At 34.8% G+C, this 23,400-nt stretch carries 13 protein-coding genes; 10 read left to right on the top strand and 3 right to left on the bottom strand.

Features of this window, described 5'->3' with window-relative positions:
- Positions 1–388: 388 nt before the first annotated feature.
- Both msrB and EKL99_RS01250 read right to left on the bottom strand, forming a co-directional pair.
- Complete coding sequence (gene msrB / locus EKL99_RS01255) at positions 389–778, bottom strand: peptide-methionine (R)-S-oxide reductase MsrB (RefSeq protein ID WP_126514806.1); 390 nt, start codon at positions 776–778, stop codon at positions 389–391.
- Between the two features lie 39 nt (positions 779–817).
- The gene (locus EKL99_RS01250; protein ID WP_126555815.1) at positions 818–1,684 is read right to left on the bottom strand and encodes an alpha/beta fold hydrolase; all 867 of its coding nucleotides are present in this window, start codon (positions 1,682–1,684) and stop codon (positions 818–820) included.
- A 153-nt stretch (positions 1,685–1,837) separates the two neighbouring features.
- On the opposite strand from EKL99_RS01250, the gene EKL99_RS01245 reads away from it, so the two are divergent.
- The 4 genes from EKL99_RS01245 (at position 1,838) to EKL99_RS01230 (ending at position 9,221) form a co-directional block, all read left to right on the top strand.
- On the top strand, positions 1,838–3,259 hold the full coding sequence (locus EKL99_RS01245; RefSeq protein WP_126556340.1) for a glycogen synthase: 1,422 nt from the start codon (positions 1,838–1,840) through the stop codon (positions 3,257–3,259).
- Positions 3,256–4,536 carry a glucose-1-phosphate adenylyltransferase gene (locus EKL99_RS01240; RefSeq protein ID WP_126451441.1) on the top strand — a complete coding sequence of 427 codons (1,281 nt, stop codon included), beginning with the start codon at positions 3,256–3,258 and terminating at the stop codon, positions 4,534–4,536. Before EKL99_RS01245 ends, EKL99_RS01240 begins: the two co-directional genes overlap by 4 nt.
- A gap of 68 nt (positions 4,537–4,604) precedes the next feature.
- On the top strand, positions 4,605–6,512 hold the full coding sequence (glgB, locus tag EKL99_RS01235) for a 1,4-alpha-glucan branching protein GlgB (RefSeq protein ID WP_126459777.1): 1,908 nt from the start codon (positions 4,605–4,607) through the stop codon (positions 6,510–6,512).
- Positions 6,513–6,821: 309 nt separating this feature from the next.
- On the top strand, positions 6,822–9,221 hold the full coding sequence (locus tag EKL99_RS01230; protein ID WP_126459774.1) for a glycoside hydrolase family 31 protein: 2,400 nt from the start codon (positions 6,822–6,824) through the stop codon (positions 9,219–9,221).
- Between the two features lie 103 nt (positions 9,222–9,324).
- Here EKL99_RS01230 and EKL99_RS01225 read toward each other — a convergent pair whose 3' ends face one another.
- The gene (locus EKL99_RS01225) at positions 9,325–9,915 is read right to left on the bottom strand and encodes a hypothetical protein (RefSeq protein ID WP_126556348.1); all 591 of its coding nucleotides are present in this window, start codon (positions 9,913–9,915) and stop codon (positions 9,325–9,327) included.
- Positions 9,916–10,537: 622 nt separating this feature from the next.
- On the opposite strand from EKL99_RS01225, the gene EKL99_RS01220 reads away from it, so the two are divergent.
- From EKL99_RS01220 to EKL99_RS01195, 6 genes are all read left to right on the top strand, one after another.
- Complete coding sequence (locus EKL99_RS01220) at positions 10,538–11,137, top strand: hypothetical protein (RefSeq protein ID WP_126556351.1); 600 nt, start codon at positions 10,538–10,540, stop codon at positions 11,135–11,137.
- 105 nt (positions 11,138–11,242) lie between these two features.
- On the top strand, positions 11,243–17,812 hold the full coding sequence (locus EKL99_RS01215) for an FISUMP domain-containing protein (protein ID WP_126576244.1): 6,570 nt from the start codon (positions 11,243–11,245) through the stop codon (positions 17,810–17,812).
- 93 nt (positions 17,813–17,905) lie between these two features.
- Positions 17,906–18,475, top strand: a complete 570-nt coding sequence (locus tag EKL99_RS01210) for a hypothetical protein (RefSeq protein WP_126576243.1) — start codon at positions 17,906–17,908, stop codon at positions 18,473–18,475.
- Between the two features lie 553 nt (positions 18,476–19,028).
- On the top strand, positions 19,029–19,931 hold the full coding sequence (locus EKL99_RS01205; protein ID WP_126576242.1) for a transposase: 903 nt from the start codon (positions 19,029–19,031) through the stop codon (positions 19,929–19,931).
- A 100-nt stretch (positions 19,932–20,031) separates the two neighbouring features.
- Entirely contained in the window at positions 20,032–21,225 is a 1,194-nt protein-coding gene (locus EKL99_RS01200) for an AraC family transcriptional regulator (protein ID WP_126553177.1), read from the top strand.
- A 1,414-nt stretch (positions 21,226–22,639) separates the two neighbouring features.
- On the top strand, positions 22,640–23,392 hold the full coding sequence (locus tag EKL99_RS01195) for a LytTR family DNA-binding domain-containing protein (RefSeq protein WP_126553179.1): 753 nt from the start codon (positions 22,640–22,642) through the stop codon (positions 23,390–23,392).
- Positions 23,393–23,400 lie beyond the last annotated feature (8 nt).

The raw sequence follows: 23,400 nt of genomic DNA, 5'->3' as shown, positions 1-23,400 counted from the left end.
AATCGGTTATTCCGGACATTTGGCTGAGGCTTAGAAATTTCTCTTCCTCAAAAGGAAATAGCCATCCTAATTTCGTCCCAGATTTCTTTTGGTAAAACTTGCAAGAGTTGTTTCTCAGCTTTGATTCCGTCTTCGGATTCTGGGATTAATCAAATTCTGGGCACTACTCTAACTCCAACGGATGTTTTTTTCCTATATAAGTAAGTCGAAAGTTTAAAAGTCGTAAAGTCAAAAGAATTAACTTTAAGTAAAACAGCTTTAAATCAGATTGTTACGTAATTTTATCCTGATTTTAAAATACGACATTATACCATGGTTATTACTTATTTGTTATAATGATTCTAAATTTTTATCCCATTCCGTTGCATTTTCAAATAAATCCGTATCACTATTCTTTGAAGTCCACTGATAAAGAATTCACGCAATAGCGTTGTCCGGTTTTTGTAGGTCCGTCATCAAAAACGTGTCCTAAATGGCTGCCACAATTAGCACAAAGGATTTCAGTGCGTTTCATACCAAGTGTTACATCAGAAATATATTCTACTTTTCCAGGAATGGATTCGTCAAATGAAGGCCAACCGCAATGGGCATCAAATTTAGAGTTGCTTTCGAACAAAGATTCACCGCAGGCACCACAGCAATAGGTTCCTTTTTCGTAATGTAAGTTATAAGTTCCAGTATGTGGGTATTCAGTTCCTTTTTGTCGAAGAATTCTATACCGTTCTGCTCCTAATTTTTCTTTCCATTCTTGTTCTGTTTTTTCTAAAGGATATTTCATGATTATTTTTTTTATTAATTGTATAGTGTTGTATTTCAATTATTTATTTTGGATGAATTGAACTGTTTTTTCAATTACTTTAAGGTTGCCTAGAATCTTTCTATGTCCTAATCCGTCTGTTAATAGTAACTCTCCATTTTTTAAATATTTATGAATGTGAATTCCAGCCTTTACGGGAACTTCAGGATCAAGGTTATCATGTATTACTAAAATAGGAATCGCTGTTTCTTTTGCAGCCAAAAAAGCAGAATAACTATTCATTTTTTCTCCGTATTTTTTTTCGAAATGCAAACGCAAAAGAGTACTTACACTTGGTTTCAATTGTAATTTTGCCACAAAATCATCTATAATATCTTCTACAACATCACCACTGCCAATCACTACGGCATGATTTACTTTTAAACCTTTTTTTATGGCGTTCAAAACGGACATTCCTCCTAATGAATGACCAATAGCTGCTTCAAAGGGCCCAAATTGCTTCTCTATTTCTAAAATTGTATCAATAAAGTCGACCATAATAGTCGTTTTTCCAGGTGATTTTCCATGTGCAGGAGCATCAAAACTGATCGTAGAATATCCGGCTTTAAGCAATTCATCCGCTATTTTGAATAATTGAGTTCCACGTCCTGACCAACCATGAACTAATAAAATTTTCTTGTCACTTTTTCCATATTCATACACAACAACTTCTTTGCCAATTGCCGGAATTGAAATTAATTTTTGTATACTATTTCGATCCATTTCTAACTCTCTTTTTGGAATCTTATGTTTTATGGGTGTAGTAAACAGTTTAGCTGCAAATAATGTAATTAGTTTTGGTGAAATAAAAGAGATTAATTTACTGGTTAATAAAATAATTTTAGGAATTTTCAATGATTGGGTATGATTAGAAGACTTTTTTGTCATTTTAATAAATTTTCAAGCAGGTTATTATATTATAATTTTTTTAGTAAATTTAGAAAAACATAAAAGTAGTATTTTTTAGAAAGTTTTCAGGCGTATTTATATAAAAGACTAAAATAGGGGTTAAAATTAATTAAAAATATCAAAAGTTCATACATGGAAATATTTCATATCAGTGCAGAGTGTTATCCTGTTGCAAAAGTAGGAGGTTTAGCTGATGTAGTTGGCGCATTACCAAAATATCAAAACAATGCAGAGCATCGTGTAAGGGTTGTAATACCTTGTTATGATACAAAGTTTAAAAAAGAAAATGAGTTTGAATGTGTTCATTGGAGTTCTGTAAAACTTGGAAATTTTAATTTTCCGTATAGTATTCTAAAAGAAAAAACAGACCAACTAGGATTTGAATTGTATTTGGTTGACATTCCGGATTTATTCGACAGGAAAGACGTGTATGGTTACGAAGATGATATTGAACGTTTTTTGTCTTTCCAGATCGCCACTTTGGATTGGATTACAGGCAGAAGCGAAGTTGCTGATGTCATTAATTGTCACGATCATCATACAGGTATGATTCCATTTATGATGTTGTATTGTCACAAATACGAAAAATTACGAAATATTCCTTCCATGATTACCATTCATAATGGTTTATACCAAGGGCAGTTTGGGTTTAATAAATTATATTATTTACCCGAATTTGATTTGGCTCACGTAAATGTTTTAGAATGGGATAATTGCATTAATTCATTGGCAGTAGCCATAAAATGTGCTTGGGCTGTTACCACAGTTTCTCCAAATTATCTAAATGAAATCAACTATTCAGCAAATGGTCTGGAATCACTATTTAATTTGGTTCGGTATAAGTCTAAAGGGATTTTGAACGGAATTGATATTGAAGTTTGGGATCCGGAAAAAGACGCGATGATAGAAAAAAACTATTCGATTAAAAATTTTGAAAAAGGAAAACAGGAAAATAAAGAAAAATTATGCAAACTCTTTAATTTAGATCCAACAAAACCACTTTTTAGTTTTATTGGAAGATTATTAGAAGAAAAAGGAGGGGATTTATTACCACCAGCCGCAGCTCTTGCTTTATCTGAGAATTATCAACAAATTAATATTTTGATTTTAGGATCCGGAAGTACAATTATTGAAAAACAATTGAATACTTTGCTACAAGATTACAAAGGAAATTACAATACGTTTATTGGTTATAATGAAGAATTAGCACACTTGATTTACGCCGGTTCTGATTTTTTATTAATGCCTTCCAGAGTAGAGCCTTGCGGTTTAAACCAAATGTATTCGTTGCGCTACGGAACAATTCCCATTGTGAGACGAACTGGTGGGTTAAGAGACACAGTTGTTGATTTTGGCGATGACGGAAACGGAATTTGCCACGATCAGGCCACAGTTGGTGATGTTTGTTATTCTATTCAAAGAGCCGTCAATTTATATGATGATAAAGAACATCTGAACAAAATTAGAAAAATAGGAATGAACACAGACCATTCATGGGAGCGTGTTTGTCAGGAATATATAGAAATGTACAAACTAATAAGCAACAAGAAATGAAACCCAAAAAGAAAAATGTTATTGCAATTATTTTAGGTGGAGGACAAGGTTCAAGATTGTATCCCTTGACAGAATCACGATCAAAACCAGCTGTACCAATAGGAGGAAAATACCGATTGGTTGATATTCCTATTTCAAATTGTATGAATTCAGATATTTACAGAATGTTTGTATTGACACAATTTAATTCGGCTTCCCTGAATGCACACATAAAAAACACCTATAACTTTAGTATTTTTAGCCATGCCTTTGTTGATATTCTTGCTGCTGAACAAACTCCTGATAATCCAACCTGGTTTCAAGGGACTGCCGATGCCGTAAGACAATGTATGCCTCATTTCTTAAACCATGATTTCGATTATGCGTTGATACTTTCCGGAGATCAGTTGTATCAAATGGATTTCAACGATATGCTAGAAGAACACATTAAGAACGAAGCTGATATCTCTATTGCTACTTTGCCAGTAAATGCTAAAGATGCGCCTGAATTTGGGATATTAAAAACAAACTCCGAAAGCTGTATTGAATCCTTTATCGAAAAACCAGCGAAGGAATTATTACCGGATTGGGAATCGGATGTGAGTGAACAAATGAAAAGTGAAGGAAAAAATTACTTGGCTTCGATGGGAATCTACATTTTTAACAAAAAACTGTTGGTCGATATCATGTCCAATAAAGAAACCAAAGATTTTGGCAAAGAAATTATTCCGCAAGCGGTAGGCCACAGAAAGATTTTAAGTTATCAATATGAAGGATACTGGACGGATATTGGTAATATAGATTCCTTTTTTGAAGCGAATATTGGACTTACGGATGACTTGCCAAAATTTAATTTATTTGATGATACTAATAAAATTTATACCAGACCAAGATTATTGCCGCCATCAAAATTCCAAAAAACAATGGTTGATAAATCATTGATTTCAGAAGGTTGCATTTTGAATGCCAAAGAAATTAATCGTTCTGTAATTGGTATTCGATCCAGAATAGGGGAGGGAACTATCATTCAAAACAGCTACGTAATGGGTAATGATTTCTATCAGAATATTGATGATATGAATGAAGATCTTAAAAGCGACAGACAATTGGTTGGAATTGGGGAAAGATGTTTTATAAGTAATGCTCTCGTGGATAAAAACTGCAGAATTGGTAATGATGTATATATCAATGGTGGAAACCATCTAGAAGATTTTTCTAATGAGTTGTATGCCATAAAAGATGGAATTGTTGTTATCAAAAAAGGAGCAGTTATACCAGATAATTACATTATTAAGTAAACCTAAAAACTGTTTTTCTTACACTAATATTCTGATTTTTACACAAAGCAGAAGCATACAATTGTTATATGAGCAAAGTTATCTCGCATTCCCTTTTTACCGATTTCGATATTGAATTATTCAAATCAGGGAAACATTTTCGTCTGTATGAAAAACTAGGTGCACATCTTCTTTCAGTTGATGGAACAGACGGTGTTTATTTTGCGGTTTGGGCGCCAACAGCTCAGTCTGTTTCTGTAGTTGGGGATTTCAATTTCTGGACACAAGGTAAACATCTGTTGGAAGTTCGCTGGGACTCCTCTGGCATTTGGGAAGGATTTATTCCAAACATCAAAAAAGGGACAACCTATAAATATAAAATACAATCTAATAATGGTGGAATCATAACAGAGAAAGCGGATCCGTTTGCTTTTTATTGTGAAAAACCACCACACACTGCCTCAGTAGTTTGGGATTTAGAGTATCAATGGAAAGACAAAAACTGGATGAAAACGCGTCAGAACCACAATGGTTTAGACAAGCCTTATTCAGTATATGAAGTCCATTTAGGATCCTGGAAACGGCATGCAGAAGATAATCGCTTTCTGACGTATCTAGAATTTGCCGAAGATTTAGTACATTATATAAAAGAAACTGGATTTACGCACGTGGAGTTCATGCCCATCATGGAATATCCATACGATCCGTCTTGGGGCTATCAATTAGTGGGGTATTTTGCACCAACTTCCCGTTTTGGGAATCCACAGGAATTCATGCATTTAGTAGATAAATTGCACGAAGCAGGAATTGGAGTAATCCTGGATTGGGTACCCTCTCATTTTCCAGATGATGCACATGGTTTAGGATTTTTTGACGGTTCCAATCTTTTTGAACATCCAGATCGTAAAAAAGGCTATCATCCAGATTGGAAAAGTTTAGTTTTCAATTATGGACGAAATGAGGTTCGCTCTTTTTTGATTAGTAATGCGTTATTTTGGTTGCAACATTACCATGCGGATGCTTTGCGGGTAGATGCCGTCGCCTCGATGTTGTATCTGGATTATTCCAGAAAAGAAGGCGAATGGGAACCTAATATTTACGGTGGAAGAGAAAATCTAGATACTATTAGTTTCCTGAAAGAATTTAATGAAGCCGTGTATCTAAATTATGAAGGCGTTCAAACCATAGCTGAGGAAAGTACCTCGTTCCCAATGGTTTCGAGACCAACATCTATCGGAGGTTTGGGTTTTGGAATGAAATGGATGATGGGTTGGATGCACGATACTTTGGAATATTTTCAAAAAGACACGGTGTACAGAAAGTACCATCAAAATGATTTGACTTTCTCGATGACCTATACTTTTTCGGAAAATTTTATGTTACCGCTTTCGCATGACGAAGTGGTGTACGGAAAAAAATCTATAGCAGGAAGAATGCCAGGAGATGAATGGCAGAAATTTGCGAATTTAAGATTACTTTATGGTTACATGTTTATGCATCCCGGAACTAAATTATTGTTCATGGGAAGTGAATTTGGACAAAGCAACGAATGGAATTTTGAAGGAAGTTTAGATTGGCATTTATTGCAATATCCCTATCATGAAGGCGTAAAAAAATTAATTACAGATTTGAATAAATTGTATAAAACACAACCTGGATTATATGAAAAACAATTCAGTCCGGAAGGTTTTGAATGGATTAATTATTCGGATCATCAAAATGCGGTGATGTCTTTCATTCGAAAAGGAAATGATCTAAAAAACGATATAATTGTAGTGTGTAATTTCACGCAAGTGGTGCGCCCTGATTATCGAATTGGTTTACCTAAAAAAGGAAAATTGACAGAAATTTTTAACAGTGATGCTTCAAATTATGGAGGAAGCGGCGTTTCTAATACTACAAAAATAGCAATTGAGTCATTGCCTTATGATGGAAGAGATTATTCTGCTGAATTGCTATTGCCGCCGTTAAGTGTTATTGTTTTTAAAATCGGATAATTTTTAACAAAACGATTTAGAGGTTAAGAGAACTTCAGATTACAATGAGAATTAGAGATTAAGAGTATTTAAAGCTTAATTATGTAGGTGTAACAACTAATTTAAATTTAGTGTTGATTTATCGTTTTTTTTGATTTTAACTCCTAATCTCTTACCTTCTTTGTTTAAAAACACACACCTATTTATCTCTAAATTTAAGTGTCTAAAAACTATAACGTTTTCGTTAATAAACCCCACACATATAACTGTTTACAAAGTAATTTCGTAAGTTTGAATGCTAGAAAAAGATTAAAATTAATACCATAAAACATGATTACAAATACAGAATTAGAATATAAGGGAGATTTATATCCCACAAAAATAATTTCTTTTGAACAGGAAGTTGATTCAATCTATTTTCATACCGATAATAGTGTCATCTTGAAAGTAACCATATTAAGAGATAGTTTAATCCGATTTAGATTTACAACAAAAGGGTATTTTAGCAATGATTTTTCTTATGCAATTGATAAAAGTCATTCTCATGGTTATAATTTTCTGGAAGTTTCTGAAGCAGAAGAGTATTATCAGATAAAAACCAGTAAAGTACAATGCAGGATTCAAAAAATAGACATGAGAGTATCTATTTATGATCTAGAAGAAAATATTATTTTAGAAGATGAGCTTGGATTTCATTGGGAAGAAAGCTATGAATATGGCGGTAACATTGTCAAAATGAGTAAGGCTTCAAAAGACGGGGAATGTTTTTACGGACTTGGTGACAAAGCAACCCAAATGAATTTGAAAGGAAAAAGACTGGAAAATTTTGCAACAGATCAATATGCTTTTCAAAAAGATCAAGAGCCCTTATACAAAGTTGTTCCATTTTATATTGGATTACGAAACAAGAAATCCTATGGTATTTTCTTTGATAATACCTTTAGAACCTATTTTGATTTTTGTCACGAAAGAAGAAATGTAACCAGTTATTGGGCTGAAGGTGGAGAAATGAATTATTATTTCATTTACGGACCCCAAATGCAAGATGTGGTTACAACGTATACTGATTTGACCGGTAAGCCAGAATTGCCGCCACTTTGGGCACTTGGATACCACCAATGCAAATGGAGTTATTATCCGGAAAGCAATTTAAAAGAAGTTGCAGCTAAATTTAGAGAGTTGAAAATTCCATGTGACGCACTGTATTTGGATATTGATTATATGGAAGGTTTTCGATGTTTTACTTGGAACAAAGAATATTTTCCGGATCCAAAAAGAATGGTGGCTGAATTAGCCGAAGATGGTTTCAAAACAGTTGTAATTATCGATCCGGGAATAAAAATTGACAAAGAATATTCGGTATATCAAGAAGCTTTAGAAAAAGATTATTTCTGCAAAAGAGCTGACGGTCCATACATGAAAGGAAAAGTATGGCCGGGAGAATGTAATTTTCCGGATTATACAAACCCTGCGGTACGGGAGTGGTGGGCTGGATTGTTCAAAGAATTAATTTCGGAAATTGGAGTAAAAGGAGTGTGGAATGACATGAATGAACCCGCAGTAATGGAGGTTCCTAATAAAACATTTCCAATGGATGTGCGCCATGATTACGACGGAAACCCTTGCAGTCATAGAAAAGCACATAATATTTATGGTACACAAATGGCCAGAGCAACCTATCATGGTGTGAAACGATTTGCATATCCAAAAAGACCCTTTGTAATAACAAGATCAGCATACGCAGGAGCACAACGGTACACGTCTTCTTGGACTGGAGATAATGTAGCCACTTGGGAACATTTATGGATTGCAAATATTCAGGTGCAACGTATGTCTCTATCTGGTATGGGTTTTACAGGATCAGATATTGGTGGATTTGCAGAACAACCATCAGGCGAATTGTATGCCCGTTGGATTCAATTGGGTGTTTTTCATCCTTTTTGCAGAACTCATTCTTCAGGAGATCACGGCGATCAGGAACCATGGGCTTTTGATGAAGAAGTGATCAATATCACTAGAAAGTTCGTGAATTTAAGATACCAATTATTACCTTATTTATATACCATGTTTTGGCAATATATTGAGGAAGGAATTCCTATGTTGAAGCCATTAGTATATTATGATCAGGAAGATATTCAAACGCATTATAGAAATGACGAATTTGTTTTTGGAAATCAAATTCTTGTTTGTCCTATTTTAGAACCTAATTCAGTAGGAAGGCGCATGTATATTCCTCGTGGACAATGGTATAATTATTGGACTAACGAATTAGTCAATGGCGGAAAAGAAATATGGGTAGGTACTAAGTTTGATGAAATTCCAATTTTTGTAAAAGCAGGAGCAATCATTCCTAAATATCCGGTTCAACAATATGTTGGCGAACTGGAGTTTGATGAGTTAACACTGGATATTTATTATCACGAAGGAAAAGAAAAATCAGTAGTGTATGAAGATGCGCAAGATGGATATGATTATAAAAAAGGACGGTATAGCTTTTTGTCTTTTCAAGCAACCGGAAAAGAGAAGGAACTGATCATTCAGTTGCATAAAGAAGGAAAATACGACACTAATTATTCTAAGTATAAATTAAATTTGATTGGACTTCCTTTTAAAGTCAAAACAATAGAAATTGATAACGTTGAAGTTGTATTTGATAAAATTACTTTGGATAATGAGGGCTATTTGATTGTTGATAAGGGATTTACAGCTTTGTATATTATTGGAGAATAACAAAAAAATGATACTTTTAAATTTAATTTTATAAATTAAGTTAATTACTTTTCTATGTTTGAAATACCTACGGGTTATCTATAACTATCTTAAATAATGTCAATTAAGTGGGAAGTTTCCATATGAATTTTACAAAGCTTGAACCTATAATTCCTACTCCATCGATACTTAATCTGTTTTTAGCTGATAAATCGCCATATTTTGCTTTTAAGTCCGTTCTGGGTAAAGCATTTAAGGAATACTCAAAAGCAAATTTATCATTAACATCCCATCTAAAAGATAGATTTGTACCAATTGATAAATGAGAAGAAGGTTCGTTAAAACTTATTCCTCCTCCCCATGTACCCCATCTGTTTATTAGAGTGGGTTCTATACTGGGAATAAAGGTAGTTTTGATACTTCTTTGAAAAGCATATAAATATAATGGGAAATGGTACCCTAAGCCTATAAAATATTTATCAAATTGTATTTTATTGAAACTTTCATAACCAACAGATACTTCTACATTTCGATCAACCATCGAAAATTGTAAATTATAATTTATGGCTGATTTATCATTAGTTGGATCACTCCCAATAATTGCATTTCTTAAATCTAATCCTCCTGAAAAAGAGATATAGTTATCTTTTTCGGTTTGAGAATATGAATTACACGTTGCTAGTATTACTGCTAATATTATTACTGTTTTGCTCAATTTATTTTTTTTCATTCATTCATTTTATTCACATAATCTAATGCCTCTTTAATTTCTTCATCACTCATTTCAGTAATTATTATTACTTTTTTTAGATCTTCAATAGTGTACATTTTCCAGTTTTTTGTTGTGTTTAGCTTAAAATTTTAACTTAAAAAATTGTAATTTCTATAAAATTAAATTATTAAATTTTTTCTTTTTTACTCTGGGTAATAAGTGTTTTGTTTTGTGTTGTAAGTGAAAAAAAATTATGACTGGTTTTATTATTTGTAATGAATAGAGCGTTGAATGAAAGTGTATTGTTCTTCAGAATTATTTTAATAATTACGTATTTTAAATGTAGAAATATTTCCAAAAAAAATAATCCGCAACACAAAATAGTTGTGAAATTAATGAAATAATTAAAATGTTTTTCCAGTAATTATTCGGTCGAATTTTAAATAGAAGAAATTATTTTGAAATTTTTGGGACATGAATTTTGTCGAAATATGAATTGTAACAGCTAGGATAGTCTGGATTTAATTGTGATTTCACATATTTCTCAAAAATAATCACTTATTACTTGGTAGTGTGTTTTTTACTTTTTTTAATATAAAATTTGAGTTAAATTTTAACGTAGTAAATGATGAAAAAAAAATTACTAGTACTGTTGTTTGGTTTTGGAACAGCAACGTATGCACAGGTTGGAGTAGGAACACTTGCTCCTAACGCATCTACAATGCTAGATGTGGTTGCAAATAATAAAGGAGTTATGATTTCTAGAGTCCCTTTGAAGGGAACCAATGATAGTACAACTATTTCAAATGGTAATGTAGAAAGTTTATTGGTTTACAATACACAGCTAATTGCTGATGTTAAGCCTGGTTATTATTATTGGCTTAATAATAAATGGAATAGAATAGTGAATACTGATGATGTAACAAAGGCATTGTCAATTTCTTCAATTGTGACAAAAACTAGTAGTTACGATGCTTTAACTACTGACGAGACCATCTTAGTAGATGCAACTTCCAATGCAGTGACGGTAACCTTGCCTTCAGCGGTATTGTCATTAGGAAAAAAATTTAACATTAAAAAAATTGATACTTCTAATAATAATGTGATCATAAAATCAGCTGCTGGAGCAATCGATACGATGACCTCCATTTCAGGAGGATTATGGTTGCAAACTTGGGTACTTCAATCGGATGGTACAAATTGGTTTGTTATAAGCAGTAACTAAGTTTTTTTTTACGTTTTGTAAGATACCTTTCTCTCTTATAATACCATAAAAAAAAAGTAGTGTTTAGAAAAAAAGAAGTTTCCTTTTTTAATAAAAAACAGAAAAATGAAAAAAAATATTTTAATAGCATTGCTATTTTTGAGTTGTTTTATGGCAAAAGCACAAATAGGTATTGGTACACCAATGCCTGATCCTTCAGCAGTACTGGAATTAAAAAGTACTACTAGAGGTTTTTTGCCCCCTAGTTTAACGACCGTTCAACGTGATGCGATTATATCTCCAAAGGTAGGTTTAATGATTTATAATACCAGTAGAAGATGTTTAGAATGGTACAATGGTACTTTTTGGTATAACGGCTGTGGTATCGATAGCTCTTCGGGAGGAAGTGCTGTTATCTCGGGGTATAGTAGTGTTACTGCATCATCAGGGACTTTAACTGTTGGAAATTCTGCATCAGGGGTTACTCAAACCATAACGGCTTTAGTGGGTAAGGTTGGTAGTTATGATATTTCGGTAACTGTCAATGGCGTAACATTTACAGCTTCTGGTATTTTTACCGGAACAGGACCCCAGAACATTGTGCTTACCGCTTCAGGTACTCCCTTAAAAGGAGAAACCTCAAATTTTGTTTTAAACACTACCCCCAGCATTAGTTTTCCTAGAACAATTGTAGCAGTAGGTGTTGAAGGGTCTTCAAATGGTACTGCTGTAGTTTCGGGGTATAGCCCTTCTACGACATCAACAGGTACTTTAACCGCTGGTACTCCTGCATCAGGGGTAACCCAAACGATAACGGCTACTGTAGGCAGTATTGGTACTTATAATATTTTGACTATAGCCAATGGTGTAACGTATACCGGTTCCGGAACTTTTACAGGAACAGGACAACAGAATATTGTACTTACGGCTACAGGAATACCTTTAAAAGTACAGACCTCAAATTTTGTTTTAAATACAACCCCTAGCATTAGTTTCCCCCGTACAACTGTAGCGGCAATCGTTGGTACTAGTGTATCTTCAGGTGGTAGTGCTATTGTTTCGGCATACACGGGTGCTACGGCATCTACAGGAACTTTAACTGCTGGTACACCTGTAACTGGAGTAACCCAAACCATAACGGCTACAGTAGGCAGTGTAGGTACTTATAGTATTACAAAAACCATTAATGGTGTAACTTTTACAGGTTCTGGCACTTTTTCAGGAACAGGGCAACAGGATATTGTGCTTACAGCTACAGGTACTCCTGTAGTAGCAGGTGTTTCTAATTTTGTATTAGACACAGCTCCTGCAGTTAGTTTTTCTAGAACAATTTTAGATGCTGGTTCAAATGGATCTTCGGGAGGTACAGGTATTGTTTCGGCATACGCGGGTGCTACGGCATCTACAGGAACTTTAACTGCTGGTACACCTGCAACTGGAGTAACCCAAACCATAACGGCTACAGTAGGGAGTGTTGGTACTTATACTATCACGAAAACCATTAATGGTGTAACTTTTACAGGTTCTGGCACTTTTTCAGGAACAGGGCAACAGGATATTGTGCTTACAGCTACAGGTACTCCTGTAGTAGCAGGTGTTTCTAATTTTGTATTAGACACAACTCCATCCGTTAGTTTTTTTAGAACAATTTTAGATGCTGGTTCAAATGGATCTTCGGGAGGTACAGGTATTGTTTCGGCATACACGGGTGCTACGACATCTACAGGTACTTTAATTGCTGGTACTCCTGCGTCTGGGGTAACCCAAACCATAACGGCTACTGTAGGCAGTGTAGGTACTTATAATATCACGAAAACCATTAATGGCATAACGTATTCCGGTTCAGGTACTTTTACAGGAACAGGACAACAGGATATTGTACTTACAGCTACAGGTACTCCTATAGTAGCAGGAACTTCCAATTTTGTATTAGACACAACTCCATCCGTTAGTTTTTCTAGAACAATTTTAGCAGCTGGTTCAAATGGATCTTCAGGAGGTACAGGTATTGTTTCGGGCTATACTGGTGCTACGGCATCTACAGGAACTTTAACTGCTGGTACTGCTGTATCTGGAGTAACCCAAACCATAACGGCTACTGTAGGCAGTGTAGGTACATATAGTATTACAAAAACAATTAATGGCGTAACTTTTACGGGATCTGGCACTTTTTCAGGAACAGGGCAACAGGATATTATACTTACAGCTACGGGTACACCTGTAGTAGCGGGTATTACTAATTTTACATTAGACACAACTCCTGCAGTTAGTTTTTCTAGAACAATTTTAGATGCTGGTTCAAATGGATCTTCGGGAGGTACAGCAGTTGTGACAAGTTATACTAATAAATCATCATCAGGAACTTTAACTGCTGGTACTCCTGCGTCTGGGGTAACCCAAACCATAACAGCTACTATAGGAAGTGTAGGTACGTATAATATTACTACTATTACTAATGGCGTAACTTTTACGGGTTCTGGAACTTTTACCGGAACAGGGCAACAGGATATTGTGCTTACAGCTACAGGTACACCTGTAGCGTCTGGTATTACTAATTTTACATTAGACACAACTCCTACGCTTAGTTTTTCTAGGGTAATTGTCAGTGCAACTTCAGGTGGTACTGCTGTTGTGACAAGTTATAGTAATAAATCATCAGCAGGAACTTTAACTGCGGGTACCACTGTGTCTGGGGTAACCCAAACGATAACGGCTACAGTAGGAGGTGTAGGTACGTATACTATCACTACCATTAGTAATGGCGTAACTTTTACGGGATCTGGCACTTTTTCAGGAACAGGGCAACAAGATATTGTGCTTACCTCTACAGGTACACCTGTAGTTGCAGGAACTTCCAATTTTATATTAGACACAACTCCATCCGTTAGTTTTTCTAGAACAATTTTAGATGCTGGTTCAAATGGATCTTCGGGAGGTACAGCTGTTGTTTCGGCATACACGGGTGCTACGGCATCAACAGGTACTTTAACCGCTGGTACTCCTGCATCTGGGGTGACTCAAACCATAACGGCTACAGTAGGCAGTATAGGTACTTATAATATCACGAAAACCATTAATGGTGTAACTTTTACAGGTTCTGGCACTTTTTCAGGAACAGGGCAACAAGATATTGTGCTTACCGCTACAGGTACACCTGTAGTTGCAGGAACTTCCAATTTTATATTAGACACAACTCCATCCGTTAGTTTTTCTAGAACAATTTTAGATGCTGGTTCAAATGGATCTTCGGGAGGTACAGCAGTTGTGACAAGTTATACTAATAAATCATCATCAGGTACTTTAACTGCTGGTACTCCTGCGTCTGGGGTAACCCAAACCATAACAGCAACTGTAGGAGGTGTAGGCACGTATAATATTACTACTATCACTAATGGCGTAACTTTTACGGGTTCTGGCACTTTTTCAGGAACAGGGCAACAGGATATTGTGCTTACCGCTACAGGTACACCTGTAGCGTCTGGTATTACTAATTTTACATTAGACACAACTCCTACACTTAGTTTTCCTAGGATAATTGTCAGTGCAACTTCAGGTGGTACTGCTGTTGTGACAAGTTATAGTAATAAATCATCAGCAGGAACTTTAAATGCTGGTACTGCTGTGTCTGGGGTAACCCAAACGATAACGGCTACTGTAGGACGTGTTGGTACGTATTCTATTACCGCTATTGCTAATGGGGTAACTTTTACGGGTTCTGGCACTTTTACAGGAACAGGATCACAAGATATCGTGCTTATTGCTACAGGTACTCCTGTAGTAGTTGAGACTTCAAATTTTGTTTTAAACACTACTCCTACACTTAGTTTTCCTAGAACAATAGTCTCTTCTATTGATTTATCTTCGGGTGGTACTGCTGTTGTGACAAGTTATAGTAATAAATCATCAGCAGGAACTTTAAATGCGGGTACCGCTGTGTCTGGGGTAACTCAAACCATAACGGCTACAGTAGGAAGTGTTGGTACCTATTCTATTACCGCTATTGCTAATGGGGTAACTTTTACGGGTTCTGGCACTTTTACAGGAACAGGATCACAGGATATTGTGATTATTGCTACAGGAACTCCTGTAGTAGTTGAGACTTCGAGTTTCTCTTTAAACACGACTCCTACACTTAGTTTTACTAGGGTAATTGTCAGTGTAACTTCGGGAGGTACAGCTGTTGTGACAAGTTATAGTAATAAATCATCAGCAGGAACTTTAAATGCTGGTACCGCTGTGTCTGGGGTAACTCAAACCATAACGGCTACAGTAGGTAGTGTTGGTACCTATTCTATTACCGCTATTGCTAATGGGGTAACTTTTACGGGGTCTGGCACTTTTGCAGGAACAGGATCACAGGATATTGTGCTTACTACTACCGGTACTCCAGTAGTAGTAGGAACTACAAGTTTTTCTTTAAACACAACTCCTACAGTTAGTTTTCCTAGAACAATTTTAGCAGCTGGTTCAAATGCGTCTTCAGGAGGTACAGCTGTTGTTTCAGCATACACAGGTGCTACGGCATCAACAGGTACATTAACAGCTGGTACTCCTGCGTCTGGGGTAACCCAAACCATAACGGCTACAGTAGGCAGTGTAGGTAATTATAATATAACAAAAACCATTAATGGCGTAACATATACCGGTTCTGGCACTTTTTCAGGAACAGGGCAACAGGATATTATACTTACAGCTACAGGTACTCCTATAGTAGCGGGTATTACTAATTTTACATTTGACACAACTCCTGCGGTTAGTTTTCCTAGAACAATTTTAGCTACTGGATCAGATGGGTCTTCAGGTGGTACTGCTGCGGTGACTAGTTATATCAGTAAGGCATCCTCAGGAACTTTAACTGTGGGTACCGCAGTGTCTGGGGTAACCCAAACCATAACGGCTACTGTAGGCAATGTTGGTACTTATAATATCTCGGCCATTACTAATGGCGTAATGTTTACTGGTTCTGGAACTTTTTCAGGAACAGGGCAACAGGATATTGTACTTACGGCTACAGGTACACCCGTAGTGTCGGGTAGTACTAATTACGCATTAGACACAACTCCTACTGTTATTTTTTCTAGAACAATTTTAGCTTCTGGATCAAATGGATCTTCGGGAGGTTACGCTGTTGTTTCGGCATACACGGGTGCTACGGCATCAACAGGAACTTTAACTGCTGGTACTCCTGTAACAGGGGTAACCCAAACGATAACAGCAACTGTAAGTACAGTAGGTACTTATAGTATCACGAAAACTATTAATGGCGTTACTTTTACTGGTTCTGGCACTTTTTCAGGAACAGGGCAACAGAATATTGTGCTTACCGCTACAGGAACACCTATAGTTGCGGGTATTACTAATTTTACATCAGACACAACTCCTGCGGTTAGTTTTCCTAGAACAATTTTAGCTACTGGATCAGATGGGTCTTCAGGTGGTACTGCTGTTGTTTCGGCATACACAGGTGCTACGGCATCAACGGGTACTTTAACTGTTGATACTCCTGTAACTGGGGTAACCCAAACGATAACGGCTACTGTAGGGAGTGTTGGTACGTATAATATCACCACCATTACTAATGGCGTAACTTTTACCGGTTCTGGTACTTTTACAGGAACAGGGCAACAAGATGTTGTACTTACCGCTACAGGTACTCCTACAGTAGCAGGAACTTCTAATTTTACATTAGACACAACTCCATCGGTTAGTTTTCCTAGAGTAGTAGCTGATCTTATCAGTGCAACTTCAGGAGGTACTGCTGTTATTTCTTCTTATAGAGTTTATGCACCAGATAGTTTTTATGTTGGTTATACTGTGCCTTATGGAAGACGTTATAGTATAATTGCTTTTGTAGATAAAGTTGGTAGTTATAATATTACGACTAATACTATCAATGGTTTAACTTATACTGGCTCTGGTACTTTTACAGTAACAGGAGGAAATGTCATTGCGCTTGAGGCTATAGGTATACCTTTAAGAATTGAGGTGGACAATTTTGTTTCAAATACGATTCCTACATTTACTATAATTAGTATTGGTTTCGGAAAATATGAATCAATCTGTGATGGATCTGCTCCAACAATGGTTGTAGATGTTCTTTCGAGTACTGGAAAGATATGGATGGACAGGAATTTAGGTGCTTTCCGTGCAGCTGTTGGTCATAACGATCATGATGCTTATGGTTGTTTGTATCAATGGGGTCGAGGTAATGATGGTCATGCAAGTGTTATTTGGGATAATATGCAAACACAATCGACAAAAGGAACTGTTAATGGAACTACATCGAGTTTATCAACCACAAATAATCCAGGGGATGCTTTATTTATAATTAACCCTAATTATGATTGGCGTTCAGTAAAAAACGATGCATTATGGCAAGGTGTTTTAGGAGTCAATAATCCATGTCCTTCAGGATATAGAGTACCTACAGAGTTTGAATTCGCTGCAGAAGCAGTGGCTTATAAAATTACGAATTTTGATAGTGCGTATGATTCTCCTCATAAGTTTATTCTTGCGGGTTATCGAAATATGTATACTGGTGATGTACAAGATAATGGAGTACGTGTTCGTTTATGGACTAGTACTGTAAATGCAGCTAATGCGCGAGCATATAACTTTAGTAATTTAGATACTTATAATATTGTCAATTCTTTCCCTCGTTCTACCGGTTTTTCCGTTCGTTGTATCAAAGACTAATTTTTTTAATTTCTTCCTGCCTTTAAGGCAGGAAGTTTTAAATATTTAGTTTTACGGTTTTTAAGTTAAATAATTTTTTAAAAAAAATAAAAAATGATGAAAAATATTTTAATAGCAATGCTATCGCTGAGTTGTTTTATGGCAAAAGCGCAAATAGGTATTGGTACACCTATGCCTGACCCTTCGGCAGTACTGGAATTAAAAAGTACTACCAAAGGTTTTTTGCCCCCTGGTTTAACTACGGTTCAACGTGATGCGATTGCGTCGCCAATGGCGGGTTTAGTGATTTATAATACGACCAAAAATTGTTTAGAGTGGTTTGATGGGACTACCTGGTATAACGGTTGTGGGGTTCAGGAATCCTCGGGAGCTACTGCTGTTGTCACGGCGTATAGCTGTTCTACTAATTCAGTGGGTACCTTAACTGTGGGTACTCCTGTGTCTGGGGTAACCCAAACCATAACGGCAACGGTTGATAGAGTGGGTACCTATAGTATTTCGGCTAGTGCTAATGGGGTGACTTTTACGGGTTCTGGCTCTTTTGCAGGAACTGGATCTCAGGATATTGTGCTTACTGCTTCAGGGATTCCCTTAGTAGTTGCCAACTCAAATTTTGTTTTAGATAGAAGTGTATCGTGTAATTTTAGCCGAAATACGCTTTAATGCTACTGGAGCCACAGCTACATTGGAGTAGTTATGTGAGTGGTGCTGATGTGCTTTTTAGCTTCTTTACAAATAATGCAAAGGCTGGAATTTATTACATGCGTTAATTCGGTAATAGTGTTCGTTGTATCAAAGACTAAATTGTTATTTTTTCTTCCTGTCCTTTGAGGCAGGAAGTTTTAAATATTTAGGTTTTACGTTTTTTTAAACCCTAGATTCAAGTTACAAAAACAAAAAAAGGATAAAAAATAACATGACTTTCCGTTCGGACTACCAGTCACTTTTTGCTGCCACAACATGAGGAACTCGATCTGGCGAAGCAATTATCCTGAATTTCTATTTTAATCTTTAAAAAAAACGGTAAAAATTAGTGTAATTTTTATCATTTTTTTTAGAAATACTGCTCTTTTGTAAATTTAGTCCGCTTATCGAACAGTACTAAAAAATATTTTGAAAGCGTTGTTATTTCTCAATTGTTTGAATACTGCATTAGCATTCAAATAAGATATTTCTATAATATTTTATATAGTGTATCTAACGCACATTTAAATATATGATTAATCAGCTTAAAGCCCTAAAATTAATAAAAATCTACTCAATAATCTGCGACAGATTTGAAAAAGATTTAAAATATACTTGCGAACGTTTTAGCAACAACGATAAGCAAGATTTAACAGACCAAGAAATTATGACCATTTATCTATTCGCAGTTCAAGAAGAACAACGCTTTAGCATCAAACAAATTCACAAATATGCTTGTGATTATTTGATTGATTGGTTTCCAAAACTCGGTTCATATACTGCTTTTTCTAATCGGCTTAACCAATTGTCGGAAGCTTTTAGACGTTTTACATCTTCGTTGTTTGAAGATTTTCTACCCTCTGACTGTTTTGCTGATCAAAGTTTACTGGATTCAATGCCAATAATCACTTGTTCTGGAAAGCGTAATGCAAAAGTAGCTAAAGAACTGACCGACAAAGGATATTGCTCTACTAAAAGCTTGTATTATTATGGTGTGAAATTACACGCATTGGCTTTTAGACGTTTAGATAAAATCCCTTTTCCTGAGGAAATTCAAATAACTCCTGCCTCAGTAAATGATTTAACTGTATTCAAAGAAGCTTGGTCTGAGAAAACTAACAGGAATTTTTTTGGAGATAAAATATACAATAATCTAGATTTTTTTACTGAATTAGAGCAAAAGAAAAATTCGATTATGATGACTCCAATCAAAGGAATTAAAGGGCAATGTCAAGAAATCAAAAATAGAGATAAAGCTGCAAATGATTTGTTTTCGACAGCAGTATCAAGAGTTAGACAACCTATAGAAGCATTTTTTAGTTGGCTAATTCAAAGAACAGATATTCAAAGAGCTAGTAAAGTGAGGTCTGCCAAAGGACTGTTGATTCATATCTTCGGCAAAATCGCTTCCGCTTTTATAAACTTAACATTTTAACCCTTGATTCGCATAATATAATAGAAGAGAATCTAACTATTAGTTTTAATATTTTGTAGTTTCGCTTTTTTTAATGTCCCTTTTACCTGATTCTAATAGTATGTTGTTATTTTTCTTTTTAGCTTTTTCTTTTTCGGGAATATTATGTGCTTTTATTCTTTTAATTTTAAATAGGGTTGATGTATTTGCAAATCGGTTATTAGCGATGGGTTTGTTTAATATTTCTGTTGTTATTGTTTTGAACGGTTTAACGTATGTTGATGGTTTTTATCTTTCTTACCCACATTTGTATCGATTAGGTGTTTTTTCACAATATTTGCTGGCGCCTTTTTTTTATTTATATGTGCGAGCGACTATTAATAGAGAAGTTCGCTTTCGCAAATGGGACTGGCTTCATTTTATGCCGGCCCTGTTGCATTTTATTGAGTTTATTCCTTTTTATTTTATGCCAACAGATGAAAAAATAGCGTATTTAAAAATTGCTTTTTCTCATGTCGAAATACTTTCTGAGCAAAAAGAAGGTTTATTGCCAGCGAACCTTCATCCCCTTCTTAAAACAGGAACCGGTATTGTGTATGAGTTTTTTCAGGTACGTTTATTGTTTTTTTTCTACAAAAATGACTATAAATGGTCGAAAAAAAATAAAAGAGTTTGGAATTGGCTAATTTGTCTCACTTTTTTCCATAGCTTAACCTATCTTTTTGTTTTTGTTTTGTCTATTTTTCATATTGGAAGCGATATAAGAATATATGCGATTTTAACACTAAGTGTGGTTCAGTTTTTTTGTGTAATTACTTTAGTGTTTAATCCAAGAGTGTTGTATGGTATGAAAGAAACTTTGAATATGAATACAGCTATAGATGCGGACGATCAAACAGAATCAAGTTCAAAAAAATTTATTCTTTCTTCCGATAAAAAGAAGCTGTATAAGGTAGCATTGGAGTCTTTTATTGAGAGTCAAAAACCGTATTTAAAAAAAAATTATTCGATACGAGAATTTGCGATTGACTGTAATATCCCTGTTCATCATTTGTCTATTGTTATTAATGGGGAGTATGGTTGTAACTACACTGATTTTATTAATAGTTACCGTATCAATTATATTATTGTTCATCGGTATGATGAAAACTGGAGTTCCTTTTCATTCGAAGGGCTATCTTCTGAGGCTGGTTTTAATTCACGGAGCTCTTTTCTTAATGCATTTAAGAAAGTAACCGGTCAAACACCTTCGGATTATTTTGCGCAAAAAAAGCATAATAGTATAAAAAGTATTAAACCGATTTCTTTTCTGTAAAAACGGATCATCGATACATCTCCTTTAGCTACGCTGTAGACACAAGTTTAAAATAGAACACAGATAACACAGATTAACGTAGTTTTTTCTTTTTTCCGTAAAAATAAAACCTATCTGGATTCGACTTTACGTGAATTAATTTGTGATAATTTATGAAAGTTGAGTCTGATTTTTTTTTAATATTGGTGTCCAGACGGTAGCTAAAGGAGAAGGGGTGTAATAGGGCTATCTTATTTATGTCTTTGGTATAACTTCTTGAATTTGAAATTTCTAATACTTTATTTTTTCCTCATAAAAGCAATTTTTAAGTTTAGTATCTTCCTTTGTATTGAATATTTGCATAATGACTAGTGCTGTAATCGTTTAAATTATTTTGACTCGTAAAGCAGACTGAGTAAATTTCCTTTTAGCCTCAGATTTAAAATATTTTCACTGTTTGTTTTCTAATAAACGGTTCTTTTTGCTGTACTCCGGTAAAATCCGTATAATCCTGGACGGAAATAAGTAACTGGTATTAGTAACGGATAGTCATAAAAGATCAGACTCCAAATTCCCGGATCACAATGGGGAAGCATTTTTTATTGTTTCTCAGTTTGGTCAAGAGTATAAATACCGTCCGCAATTAGTGGGACATTCGAAGTTGTCGTTATTGTATATAAGCACAATCTTTTTTAACTAGTATAATTTTTGGACTTCTCTCAAGAGAGGTATAAGTAATTAGAAAGATACAGTGTCGTAATATAAAATACGAGACCAATTAGTAAAAAGAGTTTTTGCCAATAATTTTAAGAATTAAAGAGATTTTTGGGCTAGCTGGCAAATTAATCTGCGGCAAAGAATATATTTAGGGCTCCATTACACTAAGATATTAAATTTTAGCCATTACTGAATTGGCATTAGGGAAAATTTTGGCATATGAAATGGTAACTAGAATGGACCATTTTTTTACATTAGATTCTGAGCTGTTTGTTGTAGAATTAAGTACCACAGTAGCCTAAATTATAATGGATTTTGTTTCAGTGCTTGTGACAGGTGTCCTTCATGCAAGCGATTAATTTTAAAAAATTTGTAAAACGGACTAAATAACCACTCATAATTGCTTCGTTTCGCCAAACAAGGCAGCAAATTCGCATCGTTTGACGAAATGAGACAACAAATGCAGCAATGTAGTATTGGGGAATATTATTTACGTTTTACTTTTGGATCATATTTATGGCACTCGCAAATGTGTTGTGTTTGTCATTTATACTTTAAAAAGTAACAATTATAATCTGTCAGTTACAATTGTTGCTTTTGAGATTTGGTTTAAAAATGCCTGTTTGGGGTTTTTAAAAGACTAGACTTAATTCTTATACTTTAGACTCGAAATTTGAGGATATTTTTTTTAAAATAAAACTAATTAAAAATAATTACTATGAATGCACATTACAATATCACGATAATTGACGACGACTTTATTGATGTTTTAGCTTTAAAAAAAATAATTTCAGCGTATTGTATCAATATTAATTCAGTCATTCATATAGCCACTATCCAGGAGGCAATTATTGAACTTAACGAGAATAAGCCTGATATCGTTTTTATGGATGTTATATTTAAAGATTCAATTATTTTTGATTTTTTAGATGAGTTTAGTTTAGAGGATGTTCCGGTAGTGTTTATTTCTTCAGAAAAAGCGTATGCGGTAAATGCTTTCGAAAATAATGCTGTTGATTTTATTCTAAAACCATTTAAAGTAGAGAATGTAATTTTGGCAATCAATAAAGCAGTAAAGAGAATCAAGATGAATAACTTGTATTTGCAAGCTGATTTTTCTGTAGAAAATAGAAATACTCATAATGATTATTTAGCTATTTCATCTTTAAATAAAATTGATTTTATAAAAAAAGAGGATGTTATGTTTTGTATGGCTGATGGTAAGTACACTACTTTTTTCTTATTAGGGGGTAAAAAAATTGTATCAAGTAAAAATTTAGGAGAGTATGAGAAAGTCTTGGATAGTTCCTATTTCTATAGGATTCATCACGGATATATTATAAATATCAGATTTTTAATAAGTATTATCAAAAAAGACGGTGTTTATTGTGAACTAGCGAATAAAATTACCATACCAGTTTCCAAAAGGAGACAGGAAAGCTTTAACAAATTCATTAAGCTTAAAAACTAAATGAATAT

Source organism: Flavobacterium sp. ZB4P23 (assembly GCF_003970375.1).
GTDB lineage: Bacteria > Bacteroidota > Bacteroidia > Flavobacteriales > Flavobacteriaceae > Flavobacterium.
Note: the sequence above shows the minus strand (reverse complement) of the source record. Positions and strands in the feature narration are given on the sequence as shown.